We start from the raw sequence: 13,366 nt of genomic DNA, 5'->3' as shown, positions 1-13,366 counted from the left end.
AAACACGACTAAAGACGACTCGCCAACACCCTTTCGACTGTTTCAACAATCACCTGGGTTTGCGGATCAATCTCGATATTGACCTTGTCGCCTAGCAAGCGATCTTTTAAAACTGTACGCGCCAGCGTCTCCGGTATCAGGTTGACACTGAACTCAACCCCAGCACCATCGGCTGCGGGGCGCACGTCACCAACCGTCAAGCTGATACCATCAACACCAATGTATCCCTTCTCGAATACAAATTTAGCGACTCTCTCAGGCAGTGAAAACCAAAGCCGACGATTGTTGGGCGCCTCTTCTATTGCCACCACATTGGCCACACAAATAATGTGGCCTGACATGGAGTGGCCACCAATTTCATCACCAAAACGCGCCGCGCGCTCTATGTTGACGCACTGACCTGGTGCAATTGCACCAAGATTTGTCAAACGCAACGTTTCACGCATCAGATCAAAACTGACATTCCCATCTTCTATCGCGGTTACCGTCAGGCAAACACCATTATGGGCTACCGACGCACCAAGAGTGAGCCCTTCACGCAACGCCTCCGGCAATGCGACTACGTGGGTGCGAAACTCTTCCAGCTCTTTAACAGCGACGACCTCAGCCACGCCTTGCACAATGCCAGTAAACATATTGCTACGCCCTCTTTCTCAACGTATTAAAGTCAAAACAGGTACTAAAATTCTGTGCAAGCTTACTACTAATACCCAACCCGTGTGCAGCCAGAAGCTTTGATACAAACGTTGAAACGGCTTTTTTTCTGATAACAAGCGCCGCATTAGCACTCATCAGAATCAATCACTAACAAAAATCATTGACTCAGAAAATAAACCTGAATTATTGCATTAAAACATGAAATAGAACGGCACTAATTGACAAGACACCCACCACTCTTTAGACTTTCGCCGCAAATGTAATGACGCCGATTTGTACCCAGATTGCGGGCGTCCACCAAGCTAATGGCTTGGTGAAGTGCAGCTAAAAGGGTGTGTCCAGCGTTGATGGCCACCCGCAAGGGTGGCCTTTTTTTATTTCCCGCCCTACGCTTGCTCCCTCGCACTCCGTCTTCGGCCTACCGTTAAGGCAGACGCTATGATTGAAATTAGCAACGTTAGTAAAACCTATGGCACTGGCAATAGTGCCGTTCATGCCCTAAAAGATGTCAATTTAACGATTCCCAAAGGCACCATTCACGGCGTTATTGGCCTTTCGGGCGCAGGTAAGTCGACCCTTATTCGCTGTGTCAACCTACTTGAACGCCCAAGCACTGGCAGCGTATCAGTCGATGGCCAGGAAATGACCCGCCTTAGTCGCGGCGAGTTAAACCGTGCCCGACACCGTATTGGAATGATTTTCCAGCATTTCAATCTGCTAACAACGCGTACGGTATTTGATAATGTGGCACTTCCCCTTGAGTTAATGGGCGAAAGCCGCAGTGCTATAAAAGAGCGCGTTTTGCCGCTGCTGGAGCTGGTGGGCCTGGCTGATAAAGCCAAACAATACCCAGCCCAGCTGTCTGGTGGTCAAAAGCAGCGTGTTGCCATCGCCCGCGCACTGGCCAGCAAACCCAACGTCTTACTGTGCGATGAAGCCACTTCCGCACTAGACCCCCAGACCACCAGCTCTATTCTTGAGCTGTTGAGAGAAATTAATCAGCAGCTCGGCATTACCATTTTGTTGATCACTCACGAAATGGAAGTTGTGAAATCTATTTGCCACCGAGTAAGCCTCATTTCCGACGGTGAGCTAGTGGAAGACGCTGAGGTCGGTGATTTCTTTACTGCGCCTATCACACAGTTGGGTAGGGAATTCCTGAACGACTTTTTGCAGCTAAGCCCACCTAAAGAACTGATCGAGCGTTTAAGCGATACACCGAGCGAACATACTCATCCCGTCGTGCGGCTAACGTTTTCGGGTGATGCTGTTTCGACGCCGCTTATTTCACGCTTAGCGCGGGAGTGCAGCGTTGATGTCAGCATCCTCCAGGCAAAGGTCGAGTCCATTCAAGACCGCACCTTAGGGCTGATGATTGCAGAGCTGCTCGGCAGCCCCGCTCAAACTCAGGAAGCAATGGCTTATTTAGAAGCACATCAACTACAGGTAGAGGTACTTGGTCATGTCCAGCGCAATGTTTGATCTTATTTTACAAGCCACGCTGGATACGCTCTACATGGTGGCTATTTCAGGCGTGATCGCCACCCTGCTCGGCTTGCCGCTTGGCGTCATGCTCTACGTGACTCGCCCTCGCCAGATATTAGCGATGCCAGCACTCAATCAAGTGCTAGGCATTGTTACCAATGTTGGCCGCTCAATTCCGTTCATCATTTTGATGGTGGCGATCATCCCGTTCACCCGCATGCTGGTCGGCACCTCTATTGGTATTAATGCGGCCTCAGTGCCGTTAACTATTGCGGCTATTCCATTTGTAGCTCGGCTAATCGAAGGGGCGCTTAACGAGATATCGCCGGGGCTTATTGAATCTGCTCAATCAATGGGCGCAACGCCTTGGCAGATCATTACCAAGGTACTGATCCCTGAGGCAAGGGGCGGCATTATCACGGGGCTAACGATTACGTTAGTGACACTGGTCAGTTACTCTGCCATGGCGGGCGCCGTAGGTGGCGGTGGCCTGGGCGACTTAGGCATTCGCTATGGCTACAACCGCTTCAACCCCACCATTATGTTAATTACCGTCGTTATACTGGTGGTGATGGTTCAAGGCTTCCAAAGCCTGGGCGACTATTTGGTGCGCAAAAGCGATCGCAAGTGACGATAGTCTGCATCTTTTATCGGCACAGTCGAATATAACCAAAACGCATTAGAATTTTATTTCTTATTGCCGCATAATCACATCCAACCTTTACTGAGCCACAGGAGTGACACCATGCAAAAACTACTTATCGGCAGCCTGACCGCCTTAGCCCTTGCAGTTAACGTTGCCAACGCGGAAACACGCACCATCAAAATGGGCACTGTGGCAGGCCCAGAAACCGAAGTCATGGAAGTGGCGGCTCGAATTGCCAAAGAAGAGTATGACCTAAACGTCGAGATCATTGAATTCACCGACTACGTCACGCCGAATGCCGCCCTCGCCGATGGCAGTTTAGACGCGAACGCTTATCAGCACGAACCGTACCTACAGGCTATGGTCAATGACCGTGGATATGATCTTGCCATTGCGGGCTACACCTTCGTTTACCCGATCGGCGCATACTCTGAGAAATACGACAGCATCGAAGCGCTGCCCGATGGCGCTCAAATCGCGCTGCCCAACGACCCATCTAATGAAGGGCGTGCACTCATTCTGATGCACAACCAGGGCCTGATCACACTTAATGATCCGAGCAACCTGGAAGCTACCCCCATCGACATCGCTGAAAATCCACGCAACTTCCGTTTCCGCGAAATTGAAGCGGCACAACTCCCCCGTGTACTACCAGACGTCGACATGGCGTTCATTAACAATACGTTCGCCCAACCGGCTGGCTTGAGCCTGAGTGACGCGATAATCAAGGAAGGTCCTGAATCTCCCTACGTTAACTTGATTGCGGTACGGGGCGGAGACGAAGATCGTGAAGAAATCCGTCAACTTGTTGACGCTTATCAGCGCGACGAGGTCATCGAAAAAGCAGAAGAACTGTTTAAGGGCGCAGCTGTACCCGGCTGGATCGAATAAACAGCACGGTTTTCTCTATCGATGTAATCAGGCCAGCCTTAGGGCTGGCCTGATGTGTTTAAACCTATAAGGAATTCGTATGCATAGTGTTGATTATGCGTTGCTTAATCGGCAGCTTGAAGCCCTGCTAGACACACGTGATTGGCTAACCAACAGCGCACAAACCTGTGCCTTTATTCAACACACACTGAGCGACATCAATTGGGTGGGGTTCTATTTGCAGCGCCAGCCCAACCAACTCAGCCTTGGCCCATTTCAGGGCAAACCCGCCTGCCATCCGATCCCCTTCAGCAAAGGCGTTTGCGGGGCTGCTGCCCGCCAACAAGCTACCCAACGGGTTGATGACGTTCACGCTATTGCTGATCACATCGCCTGCGATGCTGACTCTCGCTCAGAGCTCGTTGTTCCCATCGTGATCGACGGCTATCTCTGGGGAGTGCTCGACCTAGACAGCCCCCAGCACGCACGCTTTAGTCAAGAAGATCAGACGGGTATTGAGGCACTGGTGGCGACGTTTATTCGCCAGACTGACCTCCCCCTCTTTATCGACTAGCTTTATCGATTAGCCATAAAAAAAGCCCCATGCTAAGAAGCATGGGGCTTTTAAGTATTTGGTAGGACCAGGCGGATTTGAACCGCCGACCTCCACGATGTCAACGTGGCGCTCTAACCAACTGAGCTATGGTCCTATAAGTAACGAGCTGCACGTAACACGCAATATGGTAGGACCAGGCGGATTTGAACCGCCGACCTCCACGATGTCAACGTGGCGCTCTAACCAACTGAGCTATGGTCCTGCTGTGCAACGGATGCGTATTCTACGGCTTCATAGCTGAATTGCAAGTAGTTTTTAGCACTTTGAAATGACGTAAATGAATTAACTCCCCTCAATTTTCATGTCTTATCGACACTTATCTACGGTTACCGCTAAGCTAAACGTAGATTAACCACTATTCACGGTTAAACCAGGAGGAAAATCTTGCTTGGGCCTTTGCTAGGATGCATCGCCATCTCATTGTTACTCGCCACACTGATTGCCCGCGTGCCTATGCGCTGGTGGTGGGTGCGCAGTTTTGAATTTCCTCGACTGCAAATTGCCGTACTGGCTTTAGCGTGTGGCTTAGCTAGCCTGTGGTTATTAGACCCAGGGCCCTGGCGGGTTACCGCGACACTGGCCTCACTCGCCACGCTAGCGCTTCAGCTGCGCTACATTTTGCCATGGACAACACTCTGGCCTGTGCAGGTAAAAGCCGCCCATAATGCCCCTAAAGACCAGATGATTACGCTGCTAATCGCCAATGTACTGACACCAAACCGCCAGTCAAAAGAGTTACTGGCGATGATAACCCACCACCAGCCCGACATGATTCTGACGTTAGAATCTGACCAATGGTGGCAAGAACAACTTGACCCAGCATTAGATGCGCTGTGGCCTCATAGCGTTAAGATCCCCCTAGATAACCTTTATGGTATGCACCTCTACTCTCGCCTAGCACTGAAAGATACTGAGATTAAGTGGCTTATCCAGGATGACATACCTTCGATTCACACCCAGGTAGAGCTTAAAAGCGGCCAGCATATTCGCTTATTTGCCGTTCACCCAAGACCACCAGCACCCAATGAAAGCGAAAAATCTTTATGGCGTGATGCAGAGCTGTTGTGGATTGGCAAAGAGATACATCGACACCCAAAGGCCACTATCGTTGCCGGCGACCTGAATGATGTTGCCTGGTCACGTACAACACGCCGTTTTTGTCGCATAGGGGGTATGTTGGACCCACGCCGTGGTCGCGGCTTGTACAGCACCTTTCACGCTAATTACCCCCTATTGCGCTGGCCTCTCGACCACGCGTTTGTCAGCGAGCATTTCACCCTCGTCAACATGCAACGACTTGGGGCGTTCGGGTCTGATCACTTCCCTATATTGGCCACTTTTTGCTATCGGCCTTCGCGTCAAGATGAACACGAAACGCCCGATGCCAGTGCAGAGGAGCGTCAAGAGGCGAACGAAACCATTCAAAAGGGCAAAACGGAAAAGCAAGCAACCTAACCGTCTGCCCTCTGAATATCTCAATAGAGGCTACTCAGGTATGCCTCCTTGCGTTAGTACCGCAGGGTCTAGCAAACGTTCGAGCGTTGAGCGATCTAGATCGGTCTCTTCCTCCGCAACGTCGATGATTGGGCGCCCAGCTTGATAGGCTTTTTTAGCCACTGCGGCGGCGGCGTTATAGCCAATCACGCTATTAAGGGCCGTGACTAAAATAGGATTCCGTGCGAGCGGCCCCTGTAAATTATCGTCACGCACTTTGAATGTGGCGATAGCACGCTCACCCAACAAGGTGGCGGTGTTACTCATCAATGTAATCGATGTGAGAAGATTCGAAGCCACTAGCGGCAGCATCACGTTGAGCTGGAAATTTCCACTCTGACCCGCCACCGTTACCGCGGCATCCAAGCCGATGACTTGCGCTGCCGCTTGGGCGGCCGACTCAGGAATCACAGGGTTTACCTTACCCGGCATAATGGAACTACCAGGCTGTAGTGCCTCAAGCTCAATCTCGCCCAACCCCGCCAACGGCCCCGAATTCATCCAGCGCAAATCGTTAGCGATCTTCATAACCACACAGGCCAACCCTTTCAACTGCCCCGATAACTCTACGGCAGCATCCTGGGATGCCAAACTGGCAAAAAAGCTATCATTAGGCACAAAAGGTAGGCCTGTTTGCTGACTTAAATCGCCAACCATTAGCTCGGCAAACCCCTCAGGCGCGTTAATACCGGTGCCCACCGCCGTGCCGCCTTGCGCTAATCGACATAGCCTTGTCATGGCGCTATCAAAACGCTCGATGGCCTGCCCCACTTGGCTCGACCACGCTCCTAGCTCTTGATCCATACGCAGCGGCATGGCATCCATCAAATGGGTACGACCTGTTTTAACAATATGGGCCAGTTCACTCGCCCTACCATCAATCGTGGCCTGCAGCGTCACCAATGCGGGACGAAGCGCTTCATTAACGGCTATCGCTGCCGAGAGGTGAATGGCCGTTGGGATAACGTCGTTACTCGACTGCCCCATATTAACGTGATCATTTGGCGTTACTTCCACCCCTTCACGACTGGCAAGCGTCGCTAGCACTTCATTGACATTCATATTGGTCGACGTACCAGAGCCTGTCTGGAAAACATCGATAGGAAAATGCGCATCATGCTGGCCACTAATCACTGCCCGAGCCGCATTCTCAATCGCCTCTGCGCGGGGTTTATCTAACAACCCCAACTGACAGTTACTTCGCGCAGCAGCGAGCTTTATTCGCGCGACAGCGTGAATAAATGCCGTGGGCATGGGTGTATGCGAGACAGGGAAGTTGTTGATAGCCCGTTGGGTTTGAGCGCCATAAAGCGCATTTGCAGGTACATCGAGCTCACCCATGCTATCCCGTTCAATACGTGTATCCATCCTGGCACTCCTTTTAAAAAACGCCTTAGCCAACGCCGCTCACATCACTAACATCACGTTTCCCAACGATTATTTTAGTGATAACGGTTATCTATACGCTTAAGCCTAGTCCTACCGGCGCGTTAGGTAAATCCGTGCGTATCACCGACTCACACAGCTACACTCACACGATCCTTAAATTCACTTCACCATAATGTTGCACCGCACAAAAAGCCCTGTTATGCTGCAACGCAAGATAACTAGATATCAGCCGCGGTGGACGCTTAACAAAACCGTTGCTGATCAACCAACACTAACGGCACCGCCAATCAATGGGCCGATTAGTGAGCAATGGAACAGGAGTGTTTACCATGCAAACATTTAACACCAACGAAATGACTCAGCAGTTCGACAACATGTTCATGGCACCTGTGCGTGCATACATGACGCTAAGCATCGATTACTCTGAAAAAATGCTTAACGCACAGTTTGATGCCAACAAATCTTACGTAGATACTGGCATCACCCAAATGCGTCAGCTGATGAGCGTGAAAGACGCCAACGGCCTGCGCAGCTACATGGAAGGCCAGCAGAAAGTGGCTAAAGAACTCGCTGAGCGTGTAAAAGGCGATGCAGATAAAGTTGTTGCTCTTCAGCAAGACTTCTTGCAGAAAGGCCAAAAACTGACAGAAGATAATGTTAAGCAAGCGCAAGCTGCTGCTAGCAAAATGAGCAAAACTGCTTAATCTGTTAGTTATTGACTTGCTGTCATTAAAACACCCCTGCCAGTGATCTGGCAGGGGTGTTTTAGCAATTGCGCTTTACCAATTAAGGGCAGACTTGACGAAAGGAATAGTCAGTTTCCGTTTAGCGGATAACGATGCTTGATCAAGCGTTTCCAGTGCATGGCACAAATCCCCCAACTCCCTCGGTCCGCGGTGCATAATGTAGCGCCCTACATCATCAGGTAACTGCATTCCACGTACGTTGGCGCGAAGCTTTAACGCTGCTAGGCGTTCGTTATCATCCAACGGATGCAGGTGAAACGTAACTCCCCAGGTTAGCCGTGATGCCAAGTCCGGCAATGCAACGTCTAGTTGGCGTGGGGACGTATTGGCGGCAATCACTAAGGCTTTTCCAGCGTCGCGAAGCCGATTAAAGGCGTGAAACAGAGCCTCTTCCCAACGCTTACGCCCGATCACATATTCAAGATCATCAATGGCGACGAGATCCAGACGCTCGATATCCTCCAGCATCAGCGGTGGGAAATGACCAAGGTCTGCCAATGGAAGATAAAGTGCCCGCTTATCTGCATCCGAGGCGGCATGACACGCCGCCTGTAAAAGATGGCTACGGCCACTGCCCGGCGCGCCCCATAAATATAAAAACGGTTCAGCATCAGACTTAAGCTGCCGGCTCAGGTACTCCATTAATGAAGCGTTTGCTTGTGAGGCATAGTAATTATTAAATGTCGCGTCGTCTCGCAACCCTACCCCAAGCGGTAGCTGTGCCGGTAATCGGCTCATGGTGACTCCCTTTCGTCGTGACGACCCAGTCCATCATTGTAATGTTGCTGTTCTAGCGGACGTTGCTCGGCATCATAGAGAGCACTGCCTTTATAGCGATCTTTAATTTCCCTTAAAAGCACCATAATGACCGCTGCGGCAGGCAATGCTAAGAGTACGCCCGTCAGACCGAAAAGATGACCGCCCGCCAGTACCGCAAAGATAACCGCAACAGGATGCAAACCGATCTTATCGCCTAACAGCTTAGGCTGAAGTATGACACTTTCTGCCGCCTGACCGATACCGAATACCGCGATCACGCCCAGCACAGCCCACCATGTATCAAATTGGAAAAGCGCCACGATAAGCGCCACCACTAACCCCACAATAAAGCCAAGGAACGGCACAATACTGACAAGCCCGGACACAGCACCAATCAGCAGTCCGAAGTTCAGCCCCATCAACGTTAGTCCCGCCGCATATATAATGCCCAAACACAGCATGACCAGTAACTGCCCACGTAGAAACGCTGATAGAACTTCATCGCAGCGCTGAGCCAAGCGGGAAACATCGCTTGTCCATTGACGAGGAACCAAATCAGCAAGACTAGAAATCAGCCGGCTCCAATCAAGTAGTAAATAGAACGTTACGACAGGAATCAGGGCAACGTAGGTAACCCAGGAAACGAAAGCCATCCCAGAACGACCTATTTGACTTAACGCCTGAGCTGCATAGCTACCTGCATCACGCCAGTTTTTGATCAAAGTTTCTCTAACGTTTGTTAGCTCAGCACCTAAATCGTACCCCGTCCACTCCTGAACTTGTGGCGCTAATATGTTCTCAATCCAGTTGAAGACACTCGGCAACGCCTCTCCCAGCTGTTTTGTTTGCTGCACAACCAACGGGATCAAAATAAGCAGGCTTAAAATAAGGATCAGTAACAGGACAAAAAAGACGCTACTAACTGCCCAGGGCCGCTTCATGCCTAACCGCTGGAAATAATTAGCAAGCGGGTCAGCCAAATAGGCCAAAATTAAACCCGCAATAAATGGCATCAGTACCGCATCTAATAAGTAGAGGCAGCCCACCAATACCACCAAAAAAACAACGCCCCACCATGAATGTCGCATGCTCTTTATATCCCTCCTGGAAAGATGGTTAGCGCCCTTAGCGTACTGAATAGTAACAAAAGTAGCGTATTGAACATCGGTTAACGCCGCACATCGATGCGACTTACGTCTCTGGGTGTTACAATCCGTTCCGTTATCGCCCCAGCACTGGCCATTTCGCCAGCACTACCCGTATTGCTATAGGCTTCACAGGATCTGTCATGACCGATACCTCCACTTCTCAGGCCACTCCCTCACTCAGCTATAAAGACGCAGGTGTCGATATTGATGCCGGCAACGCGCTAGTTGATCGCATCAAACACGTTGCCAAACGCACGACACGCCCTGAAGTCCTGGGTGGCCTTGGCGGGTTTGGCGCACTGTGTGAGCTTCCCGCTGGTTATAAACAGCCAGTCCTGGTCTCCGGCACGGATGGTGTCGGCACTAAGCTGCGTCTTGCCATGGACCTTGGTAAGCATGACACCATTGGCATTGACTTGGTCGCTATGTGTGTCAACGATTTGATCGTTGCTGGTGCTGAACCGCTGCTATTCCTTGACTACTATGCCACGGGTAAGCTGGATGTGGATATCGCTGCAGATGTCGTGACCGGCATTGGCGCTGGTTGCGAACTGGCTGGTTGCGCACTAGTAGGCGGCGAAACTGCCGAAATGCCCGGTATGTACGAGGGCAATGACTACGATTTGGCAGGCTTCTGCGTTGGCGTTGTTGAAAAGGCCGATATTTTGGACGGCAGCAAGGTAGCCGAAGGCGATGTACTGCTGGGATTGGCCTCTTCTGGCCCGCACTCCAATGGCTATTCATTGATTCGCAAAATTTTGGAAGTTAGCAACGCTTCACTCAATGATACTGTGGATGGGCAGCCGCTTGGCGACGCATTAATGGCGCCGACGCGTATTTATGTGAAGTCGTTGCTGTCGATGATGCGCGGCACAGATATTTCCGTTCACGCGCTCTCCCATATTACGGGTGGTGGTTTACTGGAAAACATTCCCCGTGTTCTGCCCGATACCCTCGCAGCCCACGTTGATCTTGCTACTTGGCAGCGTCCAGAAGTATTTAACTGGTTACAAGCCCAAGGCAATGTCAGTGAAACGGAAATGCACCGCGTACTGAACTGCGGCATCGGCATGGTGGTTGTAGTGCCCCAGGCCCAAGCTGAAGACGCTATGGCGCATCTGCAAGCTCAAGGCGAGACCGTATATCGAATTGGTCAGATTATTCAGCGCCAGGAGGAAGCCGTCGTTTTGGAGAACCTTCGCGCATGAGCAGTACCGACTTTAATAGTGGCACGTTCAACGACACCATAAACGACATGGCGCCAGAACCAACAGCGGCGCGACGTATTGTGGTGCTAATTTCTGGCAGTGGCAGTAATTTACAGGCGCTGATTGACGCGCAAAGCCATGATCGGCTTGGCGGGGAAATCGTCGCTGTTATTTCCAATGAGCCGGATGCCCATGGCTTGAAGCGCGCCCTAGAAGCGGGTATTGAAGCCGTTGCGCTACCTCATCGCGAGTATGACAGCCGCGATGCTTACGACGGAGCGCTAATCAAAGTCATCGAACGTCATGAGCCTGACTTGATTGTTTTAGCAGGCTTTATGCGCATTCTGACGCCCCGCTTTGTGCAGCGTTTTTTAGGCAAAATGCTCAACATCCACCCTTCACTACTGCCCGCCTATCAAGGGTTAAATACCCATGCTCGAGCGCTGGCAGACGGTGTCAAACAGCATGGCTGTAGCGTGCATTTTGTCACTGAAGAGCTAGATGGTGGGCCCGTTGTGCTACAAGCAGAACTGAACGTTACAAATGAAGATACCGTTGAGACGCTTAAGGAGAAGGTGCACGCTCGTGAACACCTAATCTTCCCAATTGCCGTTCAGTGGTTTCTGCAAGGCCGCCTGCAATATAGCGCTGAAAACGCCACCATGGATGGCCACCCCCTGCCCCCCCATGGTATGCGGCTCTCCCACACAGATGCTGCAGAAGAGCTAGACGAAGAGTTTGACGAAAACACGTAAATGTCACTGCTCTGACCATAAAAAACGCCTTACCGCTATTAGCGCGTAAGGCGTTTTTTGTTTAGCTTGCGGATATTAAGTGCGAGGCAGCGTAACGCCTCGTTGTCCCATATATTTACCACCGCGATCTTTATAAGATGTTTCACACATCTCATCCGACTCAAGGAACAGCATCTGAGCTACCCCTTCATGGGCATAAATCTTGGCAGGCAGGTTGGTAGTATTTGAAAATTCAAGCGTCACATGCCCTTCCCACTCTGGCTCAAGCGGCGTTACGTTGACAATAATGCCACAGCGCGCGTAAGTGGATTTTCCAAGGCAAATCGTCAGCACACTGCGCGGAATACGAAAATACTCAACCGTGCGTGCTAATGCGAAGGAATTCGGCGGGATAATACACACATCACCCTTAACATCGACAAAGCTTTTGTCATCAAACGCTTTGGGATCGACAATAGCCGAATGTATGTTGGTAAACACTTTAAATTCATCGGCACAGCGAACGTCGTAACCGTAGCTCGACGTGCCATAAGAAATAACGCGCTGATCATTCACATAGCGCACCTGCTCAGCTTCAAACGGTTCAATCATGGCATCGCTTTGTGCCATGCGACGAATCCACTTGTCAGATTTAATACTCATTTGTTACGTCATCACTCGCTAAAAGAAATAGTGGGGCCGCCGCTATGGCTGGCATTTACCGATTGCGCCACTTGTTTGGCAATATCTGCAAACGTGCGACTCACTGAGCTATCGGGTTCGGAAATCACGCTGGGGCGACCAGAGTCAGCTAGCTCACGAATAGAGAGCGTTAACGGCAACCGCCCAAGAACTGTCGTATCATACTCTTCCGCGATGCGATCGCCGCCACCGGTACCAAAAATAGCCGCTTCGTGGCCGCAATTTTCACAATGATAAAGACTCATGTTCTCTACCACGCCAAGCACTGGCACATTGACCTTACGGAACATCTCAATGCCTTTGCGGGCATCAAGGAGCGCAATATCCTGAGGCGTGGTGACAATCACGGCGCCTGAAACAGGCACTTTTTGCGCCAGCGTCAGCTGGATATCGCCGGTACCTGGCGGCATATCAATCAGCAGGAAATCCAGATTATCCCATTGGGTTTGTGTCAGCATTTGCTGAAACGCACCAACGACCATCGGGCCACGCCAGACCATCGCCTCACGGGTGTTAACCATAAAGGCCATCGACATCGCTTGAAGGCCGTGCGCTTCTAGCGGCAGAAACTTATTGTCCTCCGTCGCCTGAGGCCGCACGCCTTCTTTAACACCCAGCATTTGCGCTTGGCTAGGGCCGTAAATATCAGCATCCAGTACGCCAACACGATACCCCTGGGCAGAAAGCGCTAGTGCCAAGTTCACAGTAACGGTCGATTTGCCGACTCCACCTTTCCCCGATGCCACTGCTACTATATGTTTTACACCGTCCATCAATGGCACTCCTGTCTATTGCGACTAATCTATCCGTGGTTTGAATGATACTCCTAGGCGGCCCATTTCTAAACCAACATGCAAAAAGCGGATGCAGGGGCTGCCTACATCCGCTTTATTACGCTAGCAATCAGCGCAC

At 51.1% G+C, this 13,366-nt stretch carries 14 protein-coding genes and 2 tRNA genes; 8 read left to right on the top strand and 8 right to left on the bottom strand.

Annotated features, from left to right (window positions below; all coding sequences use genetic code 11):
- Positions 1-8: 8 nt before the first annotated feature.
- Entirely contained in the window at positions 9-635 is a 627-nt protein-coding gene (locus tag CEK60_RS05595; RefSeq protein WP_089038190.1) for a riboflavin synthase subunit alpha, read from the bottom strand.
- A 460-nt stretch (positions 636-1,095) separates the two neighbouring features.
- Here CEK60_RS05595 and CEK60_RS05590 point away from each other — a divergent pair, with 460 nt between their 5' ends.
- From CEK60_RS05590 to CEK60_RS05575, 4 genes are all read left to right on the top strand, one after another.
- Complete coding sequence (locus CEK60_RS05590; protein ID WP_089038189.1) at positions 1,096-2,139, top strand: methionine ABC transporter ATP-binding protein; 1,044 nt, start codon at positions 1,096-1,098, stop codon at positions 2,137-2,139.
- Positions 2,120-2,773, top strand: a complete 654-nt coding sequence (locus CEK60_RS05585; protein ID WP_089038188.1) for a methionine ABC transporter permease — start codon at positions 2,120-2,122, stop codon at positions 2,771-2,773. Before CEK60_RS05590 ends, CEK60_RS05585 begins: the two co-directional genes overlap by 20 nt.
- Positions 2,774-2,887: 114 nt before the next feature.
- Positions 2,888-3,679 (top strand): MetQ/NlpA family ABC transporter substrate-binding protein, encoded by a 792-nt coding sequence (locus tag CEK60_RS05580; RefSeq protein WP_089038187.1) that lies wholly within the window; start codon positions 2,888-2,890, stop codon positions 3,677-3,679.
- A 79-nt stretch (positions 3,680-3,758) separates the two neighbouring features.
- Positions 3,759-4,232 (top strand): GAF domain-containing protein, encoded by a 474-nt coding sequence (locus CEK60_RS05575; RefSeq protein WP_089038186.1) that lies wholly within the window; start codon positions 3,759-3,761, stop codon positions 4,230-4,232.
- Between the two features lie 59 nt (positions 4,233-4,291).
- Here the strand turns inward: CEK60_RS05575 and CEK60_RS05570 are convergent.
- Positions 4,292-4,368: transfer RNA gene (locus CEK60_RS05570), tRNA-Val, on the bottom strand.
- Between the two features lie 31 nt (positions 4,369-4,399).
- Positions 4,400-4,476: transfer RNA gene (locus tag CEK60_RS05565), tRNA-Val, on the bottom strand.
- Positions 4,477-4,658: 182 nt separating this feature from the next.
- Between CEK60_RS05565 and CEK60_RS05560 the strand changes: the two genes are divergently transcribed.
- The gene (locus CEK60_RS05560) at positions 4,659-5,729 is read left to right on the top strand and encodes an endonuclease/exonuclease/phosphatase family protein (RefSeq protein ID WP_089038185.1); all 1,071 of its coding nucleotides are present in this window, start codon (positions 4,659-4,661) and stop codon (positions 5,727-5,729) included.
- A 30-nt stretch (positions 5,730-5,759) separates the two neighbouring features.
- On the opposite strand, the gene CEK60_RS05555 is transcribed toward CEK60_RS05560, so the two are convergent.
- Positions 5,760-7,136: a class II fumarate hydratase gene (locus CEK60_RS05555; RefSeq protein WP_089038184.1), complete on the bottom strand. Its 1,377-nt coding sequence runs from the start codon at positions 7,134-7,136 to the stop codon at positions 5,760-5,762.
- A 350-nt stretch (positions 7,137-7,486) separates the two neighbouring features.
- Here CEK60_RS05555 and CEK60_RS05550 point away from each other — a divergent pair, with 350 nt between their 5' ends.
- Positions 7,487-7,861 (top strand): phasin family protein, encoded by a 375-nt coding sequence (locus CEK60_RS05550; protein ID WP_089038183.1) that lies wholly within the window; start codon positions 7,487-7,489, stop codon positions 7,859-7,861.
- A gap of 75 nt (positions 7,862-7,936) precedes the next feature.
- Here the strand turns inward: CEK60_RS05550 and hda are convergent, their stop codons facing one another.
- Together hda and CEK60_RS05540 are read right to left on the bottom strand one after the other, a co-directional pair.
- A complete protein-coding gene (gene hda, locus CEK60_RS05545; protein ID WP_038483749.1) occupies positions 7,937-8,641 on the bottom strand; it encodes a DnaA regulatory inactivator Hda in 705 nt (234 codons plus the stop codon).
- Positions 8,638-9,750: an AI-2E family transporter gene (locus tag CEK60_RS05540; RefSeq protein ID WP_089038182.1), complete on the bottom strand. Its 1,113-nt coding sequence runs from the start codon at positions 9,748-9,750 to the stop codon at positions 8,638-8,640. Before CEK60_RS05540 ends, hda begins: the two co-directional genes overlap by 4 nt.
- Positions 9,751-9,950: 200 nt before the next feature.
- Here CEK60_RS05540 and purM point away from each other — a divergent pair, with 200 nt between their 5' ends.
- Positions 9,951-11,018 carry a phosphoribosylformylglycinamidine cyclo-ligase gene (gene purM / locus CEK60_RS05535; protein ID WP_089038181.1) on the top strand — a complete coding sequence of 356 codons (1,068 nt, stop codon included), beginning with the start codon at positions 9,951-9,953 and terminating at the stop codon, positions 11,016-11,018.
- Positions 11,015-11,773: a phosphoribosylglycinamide formyltransferase gene (purN, locus tag CEK60_RS05530; protein WP_089038180.1), complete on the top strand. Its 759-nt coding sequence runs from the start codon at positions 11,015-11,017 to the stop codon at positions 11,771-11,773. Before purM ends, purN begins: the two co-directional genes overlap by 4 nt.
- Before the next feature lie 75 nt (positions 11,774-11,848).
- Here purN and dcd read toward each other — a convergent pair whose 3' ends face one another.
- Both dcd and apbC read right to left on the bottom strand, forming a co-directional pair.
- Positions 11,849-12,415, bottom strand: coding sequence for a dCTP deaminase (gene dcd, locus CEK60_RS05525; RefSeq protein ID WP_038483741.1), 567 nt, complete (start codon positions 12,413-12,415; stop codon positions 11,849-11,851).
- Positions 12,416-12,426: 11 nt separating this feature from the next.
- Positions 12,427-13,227, bottom strand: coding sequence for an iron-sulfur cluster carrier protein ApbC (gene apbC, locus CEK60_RS05520; protein WP_051626459.1), 801 nt, complete (start codon positions 13,225-13,227; stop codon positions 12,427-12,429).
- Between the last annotated feature and the right edge of the window lie 139 nt (positions 13,228-13,366).

The sequence above is a fragment of the Halomonas sp. N3-2A genome (assembly GCF_002216165.1).
Lineage (GTDB): Bacteria > Pseudomonadota > Gammaproteobacteria > Pseudomonadales > Halomonadaceae > Vreelandella.
This window is presented reverse-complemented; position numbering and strand designations above follow the sequence as displayed.